General features: G+C 67.3%; 18 protein-coding genes. 8 read left to right on the top strand and 10 right to left on the bottom strand.

Translation table 11 applies throughout. From position 1 onward, the window contains the following. Positions 1 to 59: 59 nt before the first annotated feature. Entirely contained in the window at positions 60 to 704 is a 645-nt protein-coding gene (locus BW38_RS08535; RefSeq protein ID WP_032976639.1) for a hypothetical protein, read from the bottom strand. A 124-nt stretch (positions 705 to 828) separates the two neighbouring features. On the opposite strand from BW38_RS08535, the gene BW38_RS08540 reads away from it, so the two are divergent. Further along, positions 829 to 1,365, top strand: a complete 537-nt coding sequence (locus BW38_RS08540) for a hypothetical protein (protein WP_032976638.1) — start codon at positions 829 to 831, stop codon at positions 1,363 to 1,365. Positions 1,366 to 1,489: 124 nt separating this feature from the next. On the opposite strand, the gene hmgA is transcribed toward BW38_RS08540, so the two are convergent. Beyond that, positions 1,490 to 2,788 carry a homogentisate 1,2-dioxygenase gene (hmgA, locus tag BW38_RS08545; RefSeq protein WP_032976636.1) on the bottom strand — a complete coding sequence of 433 codons (1,299 nt, stop codon included), beginning with the start codon at positions 2,786 to 2,788 and terminating at the stop codon, positions 1,490 to 1,492. 78 nt (positions 2,789 to 2,866) lie between these two features. Then, positions 2,867 to 3,979, bottom strand: coding sequence for a 4-hydroxyphenylpyruvate dioxygenase (gene hppD / locus BW38_RS08550; RefSeq protein ID WP_170919610.1), 1,113 nt, complete (start codon positions 3,977 to 3,979; stop codon positions 2,867 to 2,869). A 129-nt stretch (positions 3,980 to 4,108) separates the two neighbouring features. Between hppD and BW38_RS08555 the strand changes: the two genes are divergently transcribed. Then, positions 4,109 to 4,603, top strand: a complete 495-nt coding sequence (locus BW38_RS08555) for a MarR family winged helix-turn-helix transcriptional regulator (protein WP_049467584.1) — start codon at positions 4,109 to 4,111, stop codon at positions 4,601 to 4,603. Positions 4,604 to 5,144: 541 nt separating this feature from the next. Continuing rightward, positions 5,145 to 5,372, top strand: coding sequence for a hypothetical protein (locus tag BW38_RS08560; protein WP_025874590.1), 228 nt, complete (start codon positions 5,145 to 5,147; stop codon positions 5,370 to 5,372). Positions 5,373 to 5,503: 131 nt separating this feature from the next. On the opposite strand, the gene BW38_RS08565 is transcribed toward BW38_RS08560, so the two are convergent. The 4 genes from BW38_RS08565 to BW38_RS08575 form a co-directional block, all read right to left on the bottom strand. Beyond that, positions 5,504 to 6,643, bottom strand: a complete 1,140-nt coding sequence (locus tag BW38_RS08565; protein ID WP_032976635.1) for a hypothetical protein — start codon at positions 6,641 to 6,643, stop codon at positions 5,504 to 5,506. A gap of 120 nt (positions 6,644 to 6,763) precedes the next feature. After that, complete coding sequence (locus BW38_RS0120750) at positions 6,764 to 7,366, bottom strand: thioredoxin family protein (RefSeq protein ID WP_025874588.1); 603 nt, start codon at positions 7,364 to 7,366, stop codon at positions 6,764 to 6,766. 16 nt (positions 7,367 to 7,382) lie between these two features. Beyond that, positions 7,383 to 8,882 carry an oligopeptide:H+ symporter gene (locus BW38_RS08570; RefSeq protein ID WP_025874587.1) on the bottom strand — a complete coding sequence of 500 codons (1,500 nt, stop codon included), beginning with the start codon at positions 8,880 to 8,882 and terminating at the stop codon, positions 7,383 to 7,385. A gap of 179 nt (positions 8,883 to 9,061) precedes the next feature. Continuing rightward, complete coding sequence (locus BW38_RS08575; protein ID WP_032976634.1) at positions 9,062 to 9,937, bottom strand: tryptophan 2,3-dioxygenase family protein; 876 nt, start codon at positions 9,935 to 9,937, stop codon at positions 9,062 to 9,064. A 325-nt stretch (positions 9,938 to 10,262) separates the two neighbouring features. Here BW38_RS08575 and pdhA point away from each other — a divergent pair, with 325 nt between their 5' ends. From pdhA to BW38_RS08595, 4 genes are read left to right on the top strand one after another with little or no spacing between them, the layout of a single operon-like run. Beyond that, positions 10,263 to 11,345 (top strand): pyruvate dehydrogenase (acetyl-transferring) E1 component subunit alpha, encoded by a 1,083-nt coding sequence (pdhA, locus tag BW38_RS08580; protein ID WP_032976633.1) that lies wholly within the window; start codon positions 10,263 to 10,265, stop codon positions 11,343 to 11,345. Next, positions 11,338 to 12,405, top strand: coding sequence for an alpha-ketoacid dehydrogenase subunit beta (locus tag BW38_RS08585; protein ID WP_025874584.1), 1,068 nt, complete (start codon positions 11,338 to 11,340; stop codon positions 12,403 to 12,405). The genes pdhA and BW38_RS08585 overlap by 8 nt, the downstream gene beginning before the upstream one ends. Before the next feature lies 1 nt (position 12,406). Next, positions 12,407 to 12,760 (top strand): SH3 domain-containing protein, encoded by a 354-nt coding sequence (locus tag BW38_RS08590; RefSeq protein WP_025874583.1) that lies wholly within the window; start codon positions 12,407 to 12,409, stop codon positions 12,758 to 12,760. Continuing rightward, positions 12,757 to 14,151: a dihydrolipoamide acetyltransferase family protein gene (locus tag BW38_RS08595; RefSeq protein ID WP_032976632.1), complete on the top strand. Its 1,395-nt coding sequence runs from the start codon at positions 12,757 to 12,759 to the stop codon at positions 14,149 to 14,151. The genes BW38_RS08590 and BW38_RS08595 overlap by 4 nt, the downstream gene beginning before the upstream one ends. 184 nt (positions 14,152 to 14,335) lie before the next feature. On the opposite strand, the gene BW38_RS08600 is transcribed toward BW38_RS08595, so the two are convergent. From BW38_RS08600 to BW38_RS08610, 3 genes are all read right to left on the bottom strand, one after another. Beyond that, positions 14,336 to 14,722: a VOC family protein gene (locus tag BW38_RS08600; protein WP_032976631.1), complete on the bottom strand. Its 387-nt coding sequence runs from the start codon at positions 14,720 to 14,722 to the stop codon at positions 14,336 to 14,338. Between the two features lie 262 nt (positions 14,723 to 14,984). Then, on the bottom strand, positions 14,985 to 15,692 hold the full coding sequence (locus tag BW38_RS08605) for a YafY family protein (RefSeq protein ID WP_032976630.1): 708 nt from the start codon (positions 15,690 to 15,692) through the stop codon (positions 14,985 to 14,987). Next, positions 15,692 to 16,327: an NAD-dependent epimerase/dehydratase family protein gene (locus BW38_RS08610; RefSeq protein ID WP_032976628.1), complete on the bottom strand. Its 636-nt coding sequence runs from the start codon at positions 16,325 to 16,327 to the stop codon at positions 15,692 to 15,694. The genes BW38_RS08605 and BW38_RS08610 overlap by 1 nt, the downstream gene beginning before the upstream one ends. A gap of 106 nt (positions 16,328 to 16,433) precedes the next feature. Here BW38_RS08610 and BW38_RS08615 point away from each other — a divergent pair, with 106 nt between their 5' ends. Then, positions 16,434 to 17,972, top strand: coding sequence for a GGDEF domain-containing protein (locus BW38_RS08615; protein WP_032976627.1), 1,539 nt, complete (start codon positions 16,434 to 16,436; stop codon positions 17,970 to 17,972). Positions 17,973 to 18,439 lie beyond the last annotated feature (467 nt).

Here is an 18,439-nt window from a genome sequence, read left to right as displayed (position 1 = left end):
CGGTCGTGGCGCGATTCTACGCTCGGCCCACCCGCGGCGGGTGAGCCGAGGATGGCCGATCAGCCGCAGCCTTCGGCGTAGTCCACCTGCGGGGTCCTGCCGACCCGCCAGACGCCGACCTTGCCGTCAGCGCCGAGGGCGAAATCGATGATCGCCGCCCCCTCCTGCGCCGGGCGCACGCGCAGGTGCTGGGCCTTGTCGTCGTATTTGTCCGGGCCGACGTCGGCGCGCTCGGGATAGAGCACCTGCAGCTCGCCCAGGGTCATGCCGACCCGGCCGCCACCGGGAGCGACGATGGACGGGCTGCGTACGTCGTAGCGGACCAGCTTGCGCGCCTCGAACATCAGGCGCGGGTCTTCGGCCCCCTGCGGGCGCAGGAAGTAGCAGCCTTCATTGGCATCGTCGGCAGGCAGCGGCTTGCCCGTGGCGTCGGTACCCAGACCCTGCAAGGGGGCGCCGAAGCCACTGCGGACCTCGGCGATGCCTGCGCCCAGCGTGGCGCCGCCGAAGCCATCCAGGCGTGCCGGGCTGTCGCTGCGCGGATCCACCGGCGAAGCGGTGGCCAGGTCGGCGTCAGCGGGGACGGAGGCATCCTTCGCCGGTGCGGTGGCCACGGGCGCAGCTGCCGGGGCGGCGGTGTCGGGACTACGGTTGCAGGCGGCCAACGACAACAGCAGCAGGCCGGCCATCGGGAGATGCTTCATCGGTGCGGATCCTTGGCACAGGGTGGGTGCACGCTACCGCAGCCGGCGTGCAGGCGCTGCATTGTCATCGCGGTTTCATCGCCCTCATTCAGGCTGGGCGAGCACCGACTTGGCTGTCCTCCCCATGCAACCGCGCAAGACCGACCTCGCCCGAACCGCGCTGCAGGCCCACCGCGCACCGCTGGACATGCGCCAGCGACGCCTGCTGATCCTGTGTGATGGCCAGCGCAGCATCGCCGAGCTGACCGCACTGCTTGGGCAGGACGCGGCAGCGATGGTGATCCAGCTGATCCAGGGCGGCTACCTGGTGACCGCTGCGGACGCACCCGCCTCCACGCCACCTGCGTCGGTTGCGATGGCGGCTCCGCTGGCGCCGTCAGTCACTGCCGCTTCTGCGGCGCCGGTCGAGCGCCGCCGCTCGCTGGTCGCCGCGCGCATCTATGTGCTGGGAATCCTGGAGATGCAGCGGCATCCCAACGCAGCGGCGCTGTTCCGCGACCTGCAGCAGGCGCGTGCCGAAGGCGAGGTGCTGCGGGTGATGCAATCGGCGCTGCAGGTGCTGCCGGCGCTGACCTCGGAAGGGTACTGCCAGCGCGTGCGGCAGCGGCTGATGGAGGCGCTGCCGGTGGAGCATTGCAGTGCGTTCGCGGCCATTGCCTGAACCGGTGAACAGCATCCACGCATGGCGTGGATCTACTGGGAAGCGCGATAGCGCACCCGCACATGGCGCGGATCCATCCGTGTGCGTGGTGCAGTAGATCCACGCCATGCGTGGATGCAGACGATCAACGGAAATTGTTGCGCAGGCCGTTCCAGCACTGCTGGTAATCGCCCTGTCGGTGGCTTGCTGCCAGCGCCTGCGCGGTCGGGCGGATCACCCCACGGGTCTCGAACATGAAGGCCATGGTGTCCTTGATCACATCCGGCTTGGACAAGTCCGCATTGGAGGCCTTGTCGAAGGTCGGGGCATCCGGACCGTGGCCGCTCATGCAGTTGTGCAACGACGCGCCACCCGGCACGAAGCCTTCGGCCTTGGCGTCGTAGGCGCCATGCACCAGGCCCATGAATTCGCTGGCGATGTTGCGGTGGAACCACGGCGGGCGGAACGTGTTCTGCGCCACCAGCCAGCGCGGCGGGAAGATCGCAAAGTCCATGTTGCTGGTGCCCGGGGTGTCGCTGGGCGAGTGCAGCACCAGGAAGATCGACGGATCCGGGTGGTCGTGGCTGATCGAGCCGATGGTGTTGAAGCGGCGCAGATCATAGCGGTACGGCGCGTAGTTGCCGTGCCAGGCGACCACGTCCAGCGGCGAATGATTGATCGGCGCACGCCACAGGCGGCCGTCGAACTTGGCAATCAGTTCGAAATCGCCGTCGACGTCTTCGAACGCGGCATGCGGAGTCTCGAAATCGCGCGGATTGGCCAGGCCGTTGGAACCGATCGGGCCCAGGTCGGGCAGCTTCAGCAGTGCGCCGAAGTTCTCGCAGATGTAGCCGCGGCTCGGGCCATCCGGCAGTTCGACGCGGAAGCGCACGCCGCGCGGAATCACCGCGATCTGCTGCGGCTCGATCTCGATCACGCCCAGCTCGGTGAGCAGGCGCAGGCTGCCCAGCTGCGGCACGATCAGCAGTTCGCCGTCGGCGTCGTAGAAGTAGCGGCCGACCATGTCGCGGTTGGCCGCGTACAGATGGATGCCGACACCAGCATGCGCGTCGGGCGAACCGTTGCCGCCCATCGTGTACAGGCCTTCGACGAAATCGGTGGGCAGTTCCGGCAGCGGCAGCGGGCTCCAGCGCAGCTGGTTCGGCGAAGCCGGCTGTGCACTGAAATCGCACTGCAGCTGCGATTGCGCGAAGGGAGTGAACTCACCGTGGGTAACCGCCGGACGGATCCGGTACAGCCAGCTGCGGCGATTGCTGCCGCGCGGTGCGGTGAATGCGGTACCGGTCAGCTGCTCGGCATACAGGCCATGGGCCACCTTCTGCGGCGAGTTCTGGCCGACGGGCAGCGCACCGGGCACGGCCTCGCTGGCGAACTCGTTGCCGAAACCGGACTGGTAGCCGCGGGCGGTGATGGAGGGAGACATGGGGGTTCCTGGAAGCCTGGGGAAAGCCGCCGGGCATGGCCCGGCGCTACCGGTGGAGAAGGTGCCGTTGTGGAAACCTTACAGCACGCCGCGGCGGATCTGGTCGCGTTCGATGCTCTCGAACAGCGCGGTGAAGTTGCCTTCGCCGAAGCCTTCGTTGCCCTTGCGCTGGATGATCTCGAAGAAGATCGGGCCGATGCAGTTCTGGGTGAAGATCTGCAGCAGCTTGCGCTGGTGGGTTTCCGGGTCGGCGTCGATCAGGATCTTGTTCTTCGCCAGGCGGGCGACGTCCTCACCGTGGTTGGGCACGCGCTGGTCGATCACATCGAAGTAGGTCTCCGGCGTGTCGAGGAAATCTACGCCCTGCGCGCGCATGGCTTCGACCGTTTCGTAGATGTTCTCGGTGAAGCAGGCGATGTGCTGGATGCCCTCGCCCTTGTACGCATCCAGGTACTCGTTGATCTGGCTCTTCGGGTCGGACGATTCGTTCAGCGGAATGCGCACGATGCCATCCGGCGCGGTCATCGCCTTGGACACCAGGCCGGTCTTCAGGCCCTTGATGTCGAAGTAGCGGATCTCGCGGAAGTTGAACAGGCGCTCGTAATAATCCGACCACTGCTGCATGTTGCCGAAGTACAGGTTGTGGGTCAGGTGGTCGATGAAGGTCAGGCCGAAGCCCTTCGGGCGCAGCTCGGCGCCGGCGATCAGCTCGTAGTCGCCATCGAAGATGCTGCCGGCATCGCCGTAGCGGTCCACCAGGTACAGCATGCAGTCACCGATGCCCTTGATGACCGGGGCGTTCACCGCCTTGCTCTCCGGCTTGAAGGCGATGGCTTCGGCGCCATTGCCCAGCGCGGTCTGGTAGACCTCCGCGCCCGGCTTCTTGAAGCGGATGGCGAAGCCGCAGGCGCACGGGCCGTGCTTTTCAGCGAAGTCGGCGGCGAACGAATCGGGGTCTTCATTGACCAGGAAGTTGACGTCGCCCTGGCGATAGACGGTAATCGGACGCTGCTTGTGCTTGAGCACCGCGCTGAAGCCCATCTTGCGGAAGTACTCGTGCAGCTCGGCACCACGGCCGGCCGGTGCGGCGAATTCGACGAACTCGAAGCCGTCGATGCCCATCGGGTTTTCGAAGGTGGTGACCTGCATGCCGGGGTTGGGATGCGAGGCGGACGGGACTGCGGTATTCATGGCGTGGCTCCGAATCGGTGCCGCATCGGCACAAACCAGGTGCGGGCGGGGTTGGACCCGGCGAGAATGCAGGGTACGGACCCAACACTTATAGTTACACTTGAAACCACCAGCAAGGTGCACCGCAACATGAGCCCCGCCGATCCCGTTTCCACCCGCCTGCGTGCCTCCCACGTCCTGCTCGACCTGGAACAGTTCCTGCCGTACCGGCTGAGCGTGCTGTCTAACCGGGTCAGCGGCAACATCGCCAAGCTGTACGGCGACCGCTATGGCCTGGCCATTCCGGAGTGGCGGGTGATCACCATCCTGGCGCTGTACCCCGGGTCGTCCGCCAGCGAGGTCTCCGACCGCACGGCGATGGACAAGGTCGCGGTCAGCCGCGCGGTGGCCCGCCTGCTGGAGCGCGGTTTCATCAAGCGTGAGACGCATGGCGATGACCGCCGCCGTTCGGTGTTGGCGCTGTCGGCGGCGGGGTTCGAGGTATACGAGACGATCGCGCCGATGGTGATCGAGATCACCCGCAAGCTGATGTCGGTGCTGAGCGAGGAAGAGGAGCAGGTGCTGGAGAAGCTGATCCTGCGCCTGGCCGGCGATGGCCTGGAGCGGATGGGCGAAGGGGTCTGACCCCGGGGCGGCGCCCCCCGCCGCCGCTCTTGGTAGGTGTCGACCTTGGTCGACACATGGATCCACGCCAGGCGTGGATGTGGATGATGTCGCGGACTGCACTGTGATCGATCAGGCGCAGATCATTGATGACGTGCAACGCGCGGCGTTCATTGCCCGCCGACGAACGGTCTTTCGGCCGGGTTCGACTCGACATGTCGCGTTTACCGCCTGATGTCTCGGAATGGGGCCGGTAGAGTCCTGATCCACAGAGCGGCTGTATCGACATTCGCGCATCGAGTGGCATTGCCTATTGGACGGCGGGCTGCACAGGCCTGAGGGTGGGAACGCAGCGGCGCTCCGCTGCCGGGGTTGAAAGCCCGATGATCCGAAGGAAACCACGCCGCACCCGTCGCCGCCCATCGCGGGCGGCAACGACTCGCGCTGCCCTGCTTTGGCGGGCGGTGCGTGGGGCCGCATGGCCGCCGTTCTCCTTCGGATCACGGTCTTTCAACCACGCATCGCCTGCCGCCTTCCCGGCGGCCCGCCACGGAGCTTCGCCATGACACGCCCCCATCACCCCACCACCGGGCCCATCGACCGCGATGCCGACCTGCAGCGCATCGATGAGGCCTTGGCCACATTGGAAAACGTCACCGAGGCCTGGCTTGAGCATCATCGCCTGAAGGCCTGCCAGCCAGGCCTGCTGCTGTCGTTGAACCGGCTGCTTGACCTGACCAGTCTCGCCAAGGGCTATGCCAGTGCGTTGCGGGTGATTGCCGAACCCTGAGATGCGGATGGAGGAGCATCCACGCATGGCGTGGATCTACCGCATCACGCACACGGATGGATCCGCACCATAGGTGGGTGCGCTATGGCGCTTCCCAGTAGATCCACGCCATGCGTGGATGACCCACTCGATCAGCTCAGATGCTTGCGCCGCGCATGGATCCACGGCACCGCAAGCGCGCCGATGGCGCCACCGGCAAAGCCCAGCGAGGCGGCGACAGTGGCCGCTTCGACCGCCCCAGGCAACGCCAGTGCGGCAGTGACCAGCAGCAGCGACGGCAGGCCGACGAAGGTGCCCAGGAAGAACGGCCAGCGCGGCGACCAGGTGTTGAGCTGCAGCAGGCTGACCGGCTGCCACGCTTCGGACGAGGCATCTTCGGCGATCTTCGCTACCACTCTGCCCAGATCCACTTCCGGCAGCAGCTTGCCCGGACGGGCGGCGGCAATCGCCTCGGCCACGGCCTCGACGGGCGGGAAGCTGCCCGGCCACGCCACCGGTGCCGGCACGCCATAGGCGGTCAGCAGCGGCACGCTCAGCCATGGCGCCACCAGCGGACGCAGCCTGCGCCGCCCATGCACACACCAGATCTGCGGCTGGCCGTGTGCGGTCACGCTGTACAACGCCAGCTCGCTCGGCGGCGGGTAGCCCAGCATGGTCACCCGGGCCGCCAGGCTGTCCTGTTCCATCGCACGCAGGAAGCCGGGACGGCTACGCCCTTCCTGCATCCAGGCCAAGCCAAGCGCGCCGACCAGATAGGCCTCGGCGACATCCTTGCTGCCCGCGTTGGCGCGGTCATCACTGGCCAGGTACCAGGCCAGTGACTTCGGTTCGGGCACATCGGCCAGGCCCCAGCGGCTGTCGTCGCCCAGCACATGGCGCACCGGCAGGCGGGCCGGTGCGGTTTCACCACGCTCAGCGGGCTGCAGGAACGGCAGCACGCCCTGCACGAAACTGGACAGGTCGATCGCACGCACGCCGTTGCCGTGCCATTCCGGCGGCAGCAGGCCGGCCAGCTGTCCTTCGGCGGCGAGTCGATCCAGCCGCGCCTTCTGTTCCACCAGCTTCTGCACCGCGCCTTTCAGCACCACGTTGTCGGGCAGGGCGATCTGCGGCAGCCGATGCCGCGGCGGTGCCAACTCCAGCGTGTCGTCGCCGGTGCCGGCGTCATCCAGCAGCGCTTCCTGCGCAGGCAGGCTCACGCCATCGGGTGCCTCTCCTTCGGCCAACGGGCTGGCAGGTTCGGGCAGGCGTTCGGCGTGGTCGCTGTGCATGGGCGCTCCGGTCGCGCCGGGTGGCGCAGTGAGGTCCTTGCCATTAACGGCCGAAGGGTAATGATCTGTAGATCCACGCCACGCGTGGATGTCCGGGCAGCGGGCGGGAAACGCCGGGCGCTACCGGTCAGGCGCCCACTGCTTGAGGAACGCCATCACGCGTGCGGTCTGCACCGCATTGCCCTTGCGCATTGCTTCGCTGGGCTGCGGCGCCAGCAGGGTGCCGTCGGCATCGATCACCAGCAGGTGCGGGTGCTCGCCTTCGAGCGGCGGGAACTGGCCGAGGAACGCCGCGTTCGGGTTCTCGGCGCTGTCGTTGACCTTCACCCACACGTAGTGGGCATCACGGAAGCGGCGCAGATCGCCATTGCCTTCCACGGCTTCATCCAGCGCATGGCAGGGCTCGCACGCGGCGTTGCCCACTTCCAGGATGATGCGCTTGTTGCCGCGCTGGGCCTCGACCTTGGCCGTTTCCAGGTCGGCAACGGGATTGCGGGCCGGGTCGAACTGCGCGCCAAGCCCGGCAATGGCGGCGATGTCGGCCGCCGCCGGGGTGTTGCCCGAGGCCACCGGTTCGCTGGGGTCAGCGACCGGTGGCTCGGTGGGGCGGGTGTCGAGGGGCTGCGTGGGCTCGGGGGCCGCGGGAGGTTGAGGCTGCGAACAGGCGCCGATCAGCGCCGCACACACCACTGCCACCACTGCACCACCGAACGATGTACGCATGCCCACTACCCTCTCATTACTTCACGCCATGCATCAGCTTGTTGATCAGCGGCGCGACCAGGAACAGGACCACACCCGAACCGATCAAGGCCCAGAACCCGAAGGTATACCCCTTCAGGGCCGATTCGACCGTCATGCCGCCTTCACCGCTGACCGCACCGGCAAAGATGCCCGACAGGTTGTTGCCGATGCCGGTGGACAGGAACCAGCCACCCATGCCGAAACCGACCAGGCGCACCGGGGCCAGCTTGGTCACCATCGACAGGCCGATCGGCGACAGGCACAGCTCACCGACCGACTGGATGACGTAGACCATGAACAGGGTCCAGAACGGGATCTTGCCGTCCACGACCATGGTCGACAGGGCGAACATCAGCAGGGCGAAGGCCGCGCCGTTGAACAGCAGGCCGAGGCCGAACTTGCGCGGAATGGACGGATTGGCGCGGCCCAGGGCCACCCAGATCCAGGCGATGATCGGCGCCAGGGTGATGATCGCCACCGAGTTGACCGACTGGAACCACGCGGTCGGGAAGGTCCACTCACCCAGCTGGCGGTTGACGATGTTCTCGGCCAGGAAGGTGAAGGAGCTGCCGGCCTGTTCGAAGAACATCCAGAACATGACGTTGAAGGCGAAGATGATCAGCATGGCGATCACGCGGTCGCGCTGCACCTTGCCCTCGCGGATGCCTTCCACCAGCAGCAGCACGGCCAGCGCGGCAAACATCACGCCGAGGATCCAGGCCAGCGCGGTGGCGCCGGTGGCGAGCAGGAAGTAGGCCACCGGAATGGCGAACAGCGAACCGACCAGCACCATGACGATGCGGCCGAAGCCTTCGGCACCGGCCGGCGGTGCGCCGATGCCCTTCAGGCCGGCACGACCGATGTAGAACCACACCAGCGAGATCAGCATGCCCACGCCGGAAGCGATGAACACGACCTTGTAGGACGGCATTTCCGAGGTGCCGAAGACCTTGCGGGCCAGGTACTCGGTCAGCACCGGGGCGATCATCGCGCCGATGTTGATGCCCATGTAGAAGATGGTGAAGCCCGAGTCGCGGCGTTCGTCCTTCAGGCCGTACAGCTTGCCGACCATAGTCGAGATGTTGGGCTTGAACAGACCGTTGCCGACGATGATCGTGGCCAGGCCGAGCTTGAAGATGTGCTCCTGCGGCAGCGAGATCATGAACAGGCCGACGGCCATGATGATCGCGCCGGTCAGGATCGAGCGCTGGTAACCCAGTACGCGGTCGGCGACGTAACCGCCGAAGATCGCCGCGGCATACACCAGCGCCAGGTAGGCGCCGTAGATGCGGCTGGCGTCGCCTTCACCGGCGGCGTTGCCGTTGTAGAACTGGGCAACGATGTACAGCACCAACGCCCAGCGGATGCCGTAGAACGCAAAGCGCTCCCAGAACTCGGTCATGAACAGCATCCACAACGGGCGCGGATGGCCCATCGTGGTGTTGAAGTCCGGCAGGGCCGGCTCTGGGGTGTTCGCAGTGGCGTTTACGCTCATGCGGAATTCCTGGTTCGGTGGATGGAGGCACGTCCGATGTGCGGTGAAGCAACGCGCGAGGATCACCGACTTCTGGCTTTCACGTCAAATACACGCCGTTTGAGGCAGGTAGCAGCCTGCTCGCTGAACTTGCATCTGAAACGATCCAGCCAGCCGCGGGCGGCCAAGCTGAATGGGGCTCAGGCCATATCCGGCGGGGGCGCGGCCTGCAGGGTGGTGCGTACCTGGAACAATTCAGGGAAGAAGGTCAGTTCCAGCGCCTTGGCCAGGAAGCCCACGCCGGACGAGCCGCCGGTGCCGCGCTTGAAGCCGATCACCCGCATCACCGTGCGCATGTGGCGGAACCGCCACAGCTGGAAGGCCGTTTCCAGGTCCACCAGGTCCTCGCACAGCGCGTACTCGCGCCAGTAGCGGTCGGTGTCCTGGTAGATGCGTTCGAAGACCGGCTGCAGGCTGTCGTCGGCCACGTGCGGCTGGGTCCAGTCGTGCGCCTCGTACACCGCCGGTACGGCGTGGCCGAAGCGGGCCAGGTACTTCAGGAATTCCTCGTACAGGCTCGGCGCCTCCAGCACGGTGCGCAGCTGCGCCTGCCCGGCCGTGTCGTGCTCGAACACCTGCAGCATCTGCGCGTTCTTGTTGCCCAGCAGGAACTCGATGTAGCGGTACTGCAGCGACTGGAAGCCCGAGGACGGGCCCAGCACGTCGCGGAAGCCCATGTACTCGGACGGGGTGAGCGTTTCCAGCACCGACCACTGCTCGGTCAGCTGGCGCAGCACCTGCTTGCTGCGCGCCAGCACCTTGCGGCACTGCCAGACCTCATCGCGCTGCAGGAAGCCGATCGCCGCACCCAGCTCGTGGCCCAGCAGCTTCAACCACAGCTCGGAGGTCTGGTGCTGGATGATGAAGAGCATCTCGTCGTGATGCGGCGGGTTGGACAGCGGCTGCTGCGCGCTGAGCAGCTGGTCCAGCCGCAGGTAGCCGCCGTAGGTCAGCCGCCCCTGCAGATCGGTGTGGATACCGGCTTCGAGATCGCGTTGGTTGTTGTCGACGGACATGGGCGGGACCAGATCGGGGGCGGCAAGGGTAGCGCGTTGCCGCCGCGCTGGCAGCCGTGATGACCGTACCGGGGCGTGCGGTAGGCCTGTGGAACGGTGGTTGCGCGTGGAACCGTTTGCGCCGTTCTACTGGCGCTCAGCCCAGCGCCGCTTGTGATGCTTTGCAGCAATGGCTGAATACGTTGAAGTTATTGGCATCATGCGCCCGGAAGGGGGTACAAAGGCCGGTGCGCCGTGCTGCGCCGCAGGACGGCTTTTTCGTACGCATTCCTTAACATGGCGATTCATATCATTTGTAACTTCTCTGTCGAAGGTGCAGTACGCAATGACGGTTGCCGCTGAGTTCAAGATCGAATACCTGCAGTATCTGGACACGGACGGCACGCTCGTCCGCGATGACCTGCCCGAAGCCCTGCGCGACCCACGCGCGTTGCTGCCGATGTTCAAGCAGATGCTGTTCGTGCGCGTGTTCGACGGCAAGTCGATCGCGCTGCAGCGCACCGGCAAGCTGGGCACCTACGCCGCATGCCTCGGCCACGAAGCCGCGCATGTGGGCATCGGCGCCTCGATGCAGAAGGACGACGTGTTCGCACCGTCCTACCGCGAGTACGGCGCGATGTTCATGCGTGGCGTGCGCCCGCACGACGTGCTGATGTACTGGGGCGGCGACGAGCGCGGCAACGACTACGGCGGCAATGCCGCCAAGGACTTCCCGTTCTGCGTGCCGATTTCCACCCAGTGCCTGCACGCCGCAGGCGCTGCGCTGAAGTTCAAGCTCAACAAGGAACCGCAGATCGCGGTGGCCGTATGCGGCGACGGTGGCAGTTCCAAGACCGACTTCTACGCGGCCCTGAATTCGGCCGGTGCCTACAAGCTGCCGCTGATCCTGTGCATCGTCAACAACGGCTGGGCCATCTCGGTCCCGCGTTCGGCGCAGACCGGTGCCGAGACGCTGGCACAGAAGGGCCTGGCCGGCGGCCTGCACTGCCTGCAGGTGGACGGCAACGACCTGATCGCGGTGATGGCCGCCATGCTGCAGGCGCGCGAGCGTGCGCTGGCCGGCGACGGCGGCACCGTGCTGGAACTGATGACCTACCGCCTGTCCGACCACACCACCGCCGATGACGCCCGTCGCTACCGCGACGACGCCGAAGTGAAGGATGCCTGGCAGCGCGAGCCGATGCTGCGCCTGCGCAAGTACCTGACCAACGCCGGTGTCTGGAGCGAGGAAGAAGAAGCTGCCTGGACCGCCGAGTGCGGCAAGCGCGTGGACGAGGAAGTGAACCTGTACCTCAACACGCCGGTGCAGCCGGTCGAGGCGATGTTCGATTTCCTCTATGCCGACCCGCCGCAGGACCTGCTGGCCCAGCGTGCCCAGGCGATCGCCCTGGAGCAGCGCCATGGATGAGATCAAGAACGGCGCGTCCAGCGCGCACACCAACGCCGCCGACAGCGCTGCCGTCGCGCGCGGAGAACAGAACATGACCGACACCCCGATCACCCTCATCGAAGCCATCACCCAGGCGCTGGCCTGGGAGCTGGAGCACGACAAGTCGGTGCTGGTGCTGGGCGAAGACGTGGGCGTCAACGGCGGCGTGTTCCGCGCCACCGCCGGCCTGCAGCAGCGCTTCGGCGCCGACCGCATCCTCGACACCCCGCTGGATGAAACCACCATCGCCGGCCTCACCATCGGCCTGGCCGCACAGGGCATGAAGCCGGTGGCCGAAGCGCAGTTCGATGGCTTCATGTACCCGATGGTCGACCACATCATCTGCCACGCCGCGCGCCTGCGTTACCGCACCCGTGGCCGCCTGCACTGCCCGATGGTGCTGCGCGTGCCGTGGGGTGGCGGCATCCGTGCGCCGGAGCACCACAGCGAGGCCAACGAAGCGATCTTCACCAACGTGCCGGGCCTGCGCGTGGTGCTGCCGTCCTCGCCGCAGCGCGCCTATGGCCTGCTGCTGGCCGCGATCCGCGAGCCGGATCCGGTGATCTACATGGAGCCCAAGCGCATCTACCGCCAGTACAAGGAAGTGGTCGTCAACGACGGCGAAGCCCTGCCGCTGGACGTGTGCTTCGTGCTGCGCGATGGCACCGACGTGACCCTGGTGACCTGGGGTGCGCAGGTGAAGGAAGCGCTGGAAGCGGCCGACAAGCTGGCCGGCGAAGGCATCAGTGCCGAAGTCATCGACGTGGCTACGCTGCGTCCGCTGGACTTTGCCACCATCGCCGAGTCGGTGGCCAAGACCGGCCGCTGCGTGATCGTGCAGGAGGCCCCGAAGACCGCGGGCTTCGGCGCGGAAATCGCCGCACGCCTGGCCGAGGAATCGATCTACGACCTGCTGGCTCCGGTCGAGCGCGTCACCGGTTACGACACCCACATTCCGCTGTTCCGCCTGGAGATGAAGTATCTGCCGAGCGTGGAGCGGATCGTGGCGGCGGCCAAGCGCGCGGTGGCGGCAGGCTGACATGCGGGCCCGCCTTCTCGGGGCTTACCGCAGCCAGTATCCCAACCCGCTCCGGTTCCGCACCGGCCAGATCGTCGAAGTAGGTGTACGTGACGAGGAATGGCCGGCGTTTGCCTGGGTGCGCACCAGCGATGGGCGCGCCGGATGGGCACCGGTAGCGTGGTTGCAGCTGTTGGACGATGGTCGCGCCGAAGCCCTGCGCGACTACGACGCCCGCGAGCTGGATGTGGAGAACGGCGAGATGGTCAAGCTTCATCACGAACACGGCGGGTGGTGGTGGTCCGAGCGCGCCAATGGCGCGACGGGCTGGTTGCCTGCCCGCGAACTGGAACTGCTGGAAGAGAACTGCAAATGAGCCAGACCAAGAACTTCAACCTGCCCGACCTGGGCGAAGGCCTGCCGGACGCGACCATCGTCGAGTGGTTCGTCAAGGAAGGCGATGTGATCAAGCTGGACGAGCCGCTGGTCTCGATGGAGACCGCCAAGGCCGTCGTCGAAGTGCCCTCGCCGTTCTCCGGCACGGTGCTGAAGCTGTCCGGCGCTGCCGGCGACATCATCCCGACCGGCGCGGTGCTGGCCAGCTTCGCGCTGGACCCGAACCTGCCGCAGCGCGCTGATGGCCAGGACACCGGCCACAGCCACGGCCATGCCGCTCCGGCTGCTGCGGCAGCACCGACGCCGCCGCCGCTGCCGACCGCAGCCGCCCCGGTGGCCGCTGAAGAAGCCAAGCCGGCTGCCGCCGAGCGTGATGACGCCGGCACCGTGGTCGGCGCGATGCAGAGCTCCAACGCTGTGCATGCCGAACAGGCGCTGGCCGTGGGCGGCGTCAAGGCCGTGCCGGCGGTGCGTGCCACCGCGCGCAAGCTGGGCGTGGACCTGAGCCGCGTACGTGCCACTGGCGCCGATGGCGCGGTGACCATGGCCGACGTCAAACAGGCCGCCGCCGACGGCAGCGCGAAGATCGGCGCGGCACCGGCAGCGGTTGCTGCACCGGCTGCCGCCGCACCGGCGCCGGCCCAGGTGGCCGCACAGGTACAGTCCGACGCACGCACCCCGCTGTCCGCTGCCGGCAAGCCGATGCGCACCCAGCCGCCGGGCGTGGTCGCCAAGGGCCAGCCGGAACCGCTGAAGGGCGTGCGCCGCAACATGGCCCGCGTCATGGCCGATGCGCACAGCAAGGTCGTGCCGACCACGCTGAACGACGACGCCGACATCCACGCCTGGCTGCCGGGCAACGACGTCACCGCGCGCCTGGTGCGCTCGATCGTGGTCGCCGCGCAGAAGGTGCCGGCGATGAACGCCTGGTTCGACGGTGAAGCGCTGACCCGCACCCTGCACGCGCAGGTGGACATCGGCATCGCCGTGGATACCGACGACGGCCTGTTCGTACCGGCCCTGCGCAACGCCGACATGCTCGACGCGCGTGGCATCCGCGAAGGCGTGAACCGTCTGCGCGAGCAGGTGGAAGCGCGTTCGATCGCGGCCTCGGAATTGAGCGGCTACACCATCTCGCTGTCCAACTTCGGCATGTTCGCCGGCCGCTACGCGACCCCGGTCGTGGTGCCACCGTGCGTGGCCATCGTCGGTGCCGGCCGTGCCCGCCACCAGATGACCCCGGTGATGGGCGGCGTGGAAGCGCACAAGGTCATTCCGCTGTCGGTGACCTTCGACCACCGCGCCGCCACCGGCGGTGAAGCGGCCCGCTTCCTGCGCGCGATGATGGACGATCTGGCGCTGGCCAGCTGACCGGTAGGTGCCAACCTTGGTTGGCACATGAGTTGAAAAACGCCGGGCATTGCCCGGCGTTTTTTTGTGCCTGCTCCACTATGTCGCCCAGCCATGCTCGGCTGCTTTTCAGTAGATCCACGCCATGCGTGGATGAAGGCATGAAACAAGCCGAGCTTGGGCTCTGCTATACGAAATTCCTGGATCAATCGCGCGCGACCATGCCCTCGGCGCGGCTGTAGACACGCAGGCGGTGGCCATCGGGGTCGACACCGACGAAGGTGTGCCCGAATTCCAGCGTTACCGGCGCCTGGGCGATCTGCACACCGAGTGCGCGCCAGGCATCGTGCAACTGCCGCACTTCATCAGGATTGGTCACCACCATCGCCAGCTCGGCTGCACCGCCCTCCGCATCCACCGGCGGCTGCACGTCATCGCGCTGCCACAGGCCGAGTGCGGCGCCATCGCCGAGCAGGAACAGGGCAAAGCCGGGTGACTGTTCGACCGGTGCCGTGCCGAGGATGCCGCTGTAGAAGGTGGCACTGGTGGCAACGTCGCGCACGTACTGCAGCAGGGTGCTTGGCTTGAACATGGGAAAGCTCCGTGGTTGGGAGCGGTCATGGTGGCCCTGCCCTGCTGACAGATCCTGTCAGCAGTGTCGAGCAGGCTCGACTGCCTTTGCTCTGGCTTTGGTAGATGTCGAGCTTGCTCGACTGCTCTCCGCGAAGAGCAAGAGCGTCGAGCAAGCTCGACACCTACCGAGCGCAGAGAGCGAAGAGCAAGAGCGTCGAGCAAGCTCGACACCTACCAAAGCCAGAGCAACGACCAGAAGCGGTCGAGCAAGCTCGGCCTCGTCACGAAAGGTCCAGCCAATCCGGAGCGATGCCCTGCGCCTTCTGCCAGCGCCGCAACAAGGTCGCGCGTGGCACCAGGTAGTGCTCTTCCAACGCACGCACATGGCGAATGCGATCCAGGCGGAAATGACGGAAGTCCTCGCGGCCCTCGCACCACGCCGCCAGCATCGGCACTTCATCGAAGTACCCCAGTGCGAACGGCCAGACCACGCGCTCGGTACGCCGGCCCTGCGCATCTTCATAGGCGAACTGCAGCCGCTGCTGCGTGCCCACCGCTTCGCGTACGGCCTGCAGCCGCGCCGGGGGTACCTTGGCCGTCGTTCGCGATGGCCCCACCCGCAGGCCGCTGTCACGCAGCGCATCGCGTCGCGCCGCCGGCAGCACGTGCGCGATCCGCGCCAGGGCATCACGTGCAGCCTCGGCCAAGGCCGGCTCGGTGCGTGCCGCCACCCAGCGCAGGCCGAGCACCAGCGCGTCGATCTCGGCCGGTGGCAAGGTCAGCGGCGGCAGCACATCGCCCGGTTCCAGCTGGTAGCCGACACCGGCTTCCCCGCGCAGATCGGCGCCCTGCTCGCGCAGCGTTTCAATATCGCGGTACAGCGTACGCAGGCTGATGCCCAGTTCTTCGGCCAGCGCCTGCCCGGCCACCGGCCGGCGATGGCGGCGCAGCACCTGCAGCAGCTGGTTCAGGCGCAGCGCGCGGGACATCAGCCGACCAGATCGCGCGACGGCACCACGCGCTCGCCCGGCTTTGCCGCCAGCGCCGCATCCACCAGCGCGTGGGCAATCACCGGTGCCGGATTGATCCGCCACGCACGTGGCAACACCGGCCCCAGCACACCCAGCACCTGCAGCGCGAAGTGTTCGCCACGGCGGACCTCCTGCCGCTCACCGCCGATCAGCCCCGGCCGCACCAGCGTCAGCGACGGGAAACCCAGCGCGCGCAGGTCGCGCTCAAGCTCGCCTTTGACCCGGCTGTAGAAGATCGACGAACGCGGGTTGGCGCCTGCGGCCGAGTTCAGCGCGAAGGCCTGGGCACCCTGCGCAAGGGCCAGGCGGGCGAAGGCCAGCGGATAGTCGTGGTCGATGCGATGGAACGCCTCGCGGCTGCCGGCCTGGGCGATGGTGCTGCCCAGGGCGCAGACCACCGCGTCCACCCGGGCCCAGTCCGGCGCATCGGGCAGCCGGGCGAAGTCGAGCACCGGGTTGTGGAGTTTCCCGTGCGGCGCAGCCAGCGGGCGACGGCTGGGCGCGACCACGGCGCTGCAGCGGGGGGCGGCCAGCAGCTGCGACAGGGCGTGGCCTCCGACCAGTCCCGTCGCCCCCAGCAACATCACACGCATACCCACCTCCACTGCGGCATCCTGTCGCCCATCCTATCGGTTCAAGCCACCGCCGGTTGCGCCGATATGCTGTGACCAGCCCCCCTGCCATCCCAGGATGCGTTCCATGACGGACCAGCCCGACCCCCGCCCTGCCCCCGGCACCGCCATCGGGCCGCCTGCGCGCGTGCGCGCGGTGGTCGATGACGGGCGCGGCGATCGGGTGGTACTGCAGGGCGGTAGCAGCGTGGCGTTGCAGCAGCTGTTTGCCGGGGCCGATGCCCCCGAGCCGCTGCTGGCCGCCTTCGCCAATGGCATGGCCACCCTGCCGGGTGAGCTGGGCGACATGGGTGATCGCCTGCAATCGGCGCAGGCCAGTGCCGACTGGCCGCGCTATGGCCGGGCGATGCGGCAGCTGATCGATAAATACATCCGCACCATCGACCAGCACTCGCCCGATGGGCAGCCCGACAGCCTGCGCCTGTCCGAGCAGCTGCGGTTGCTGCTGGGCGGCGCGGTGGTCGCGCTGCTGCAGCACGATCCCGACCTGCGCGAGCAGGCGCAGGCCTTGGCCGTACGCCTGCGCCAATGGCAACCGGGCGCGGCACTGGAACCGATCGAACAGGGCGCGCGCGAGCTGGGCCACCAGATCGGCGTGCGCGCCGAAAGCTGGCAGGAACAGCAGGCGTTGTTGCTTGAGTTGTTCGCCCTGCTGCTGGAGAACGTCAGCGAGTTGCTGGATGACCGCAGCTGGCTGCAGGGCCAGATCGCCGCCGTGCGCCAGCTGCTGGCCGGGCCGCTGGAAGCCGAATCGGTCGAGCGCACCCGCGCCGAACTGCGCGAGGTGATCTACAAGCAGGGCCTGCTGCGGCAGGGAATCGACGATTCGAAAGCGGCCATGCGTAGCTTGATGGGCGAGTTCATCGAGCGCATGGATGGCATGGCTGCCAGCACCGGTGAATACCACGACCGCATCGGCAGCTACGCGCTGCAGTTGCGCGAGGCGCGCAGCATCGCCGACCTCAACCACCTGCTGCAGGAAGTGATGCAGGACACCGGCAAAGTGCAGCAGCAGGCGGCGCAGGCGCGCGATCACCTGGCCAGCGCGCGGCAGGAAGTGGAACGCGCCGAACAGCGCATCAACCAGCTGGAGCAGGATCTGCGCGCGGCCGGCGATCTGGCGCGTATCGATCCGTTGACCCAGGCCCTGAACCGGCGTGGCCTGGATGAACTGCTGCAGCGCGAGCTGGCCCGCGCCGCACGCAACCACTCGCCGCTCGGACTGGCGGTGATCGACCTGGATGATTTCCACCAGACCAACGACGAACACGGCCATGCCGGCGGCGACGCGCTGCTGCAGCACCTGGTGGCGGTGTGCCGCCTGCTGCTGCGTGCCACTGATGGCATCGCCCGGCTGGGCGGCGACGAATTCGTGCTGGTGCTTCCCGAAACCCCCGGCGCGGACAGCATGGCCACGGTGCAGCGGCTGCAGCGCTCACTGGCGCATCGCGTGCTGACCCTGCAGGAGCGGCGCATCCCCGTGCATTTCAGCGCGGGCCTGGCGCAATGGCAGCCGGGAGACGATGCCGATACGCTGCTGCGGCGCGCCGATGACGCGCTGTACGCGGCCAAGCGCCAAGGCAAGAACCGGGTACACGCGGGCTAGCTCGCGGGTAGGTGCCAACCTTGGTTGGCGCTTGCGGGAACAAAACCGCCGACCAAGGTCGGCCTCTACAGGGCAAGGCGCCGGAAACCGCTGGGTAGGTGCCAACCTTGGTTGGCACGCGCGGACAACAAACCGCCGACCAAGGTCGGCCTCTACCGGGCAAGGCGCCGGAAACCGCTGGGTAGGCGCCAACCTTGGTTGGCACGCGCGGGCAACAAACCGCCGACCAAGGTCGGCCTCTACCGGGCAAGGCGCCGGAAACCGCTGGGTAGGTGCCAACCTTGGTTGACACGCGCGGGCAACAAACCGCCGACCAAGGTCGGCCTCTACAGGGCAAGGCGCCGGAAACCGCCGGGTAGGTGCCAACCTTGGTTGGCACGTACGGGCAACAAACCGCCGACCAAGGTCGGCCTCTACCGGGCAAGGCGCCGGAAACCGCTGGGTAGGTGCCAACCTTGGTTGGCACG

This window comes from Stenotrophomonas sp. RIT309, from assembly GCF_000632045.1.
In the GTDB taxonomy this organism is placed as follows: domain Bacteria; phylum Pseudomonadota; class Gammaproteobacteria; order Xanthomonadales; family Xanthomonadaceae; genus Stenotrophomonas; species Stenotrophomonas indicatrix.
This window is presented reverse-complemented; position numbering and strand designations above follow the sequence as displayed.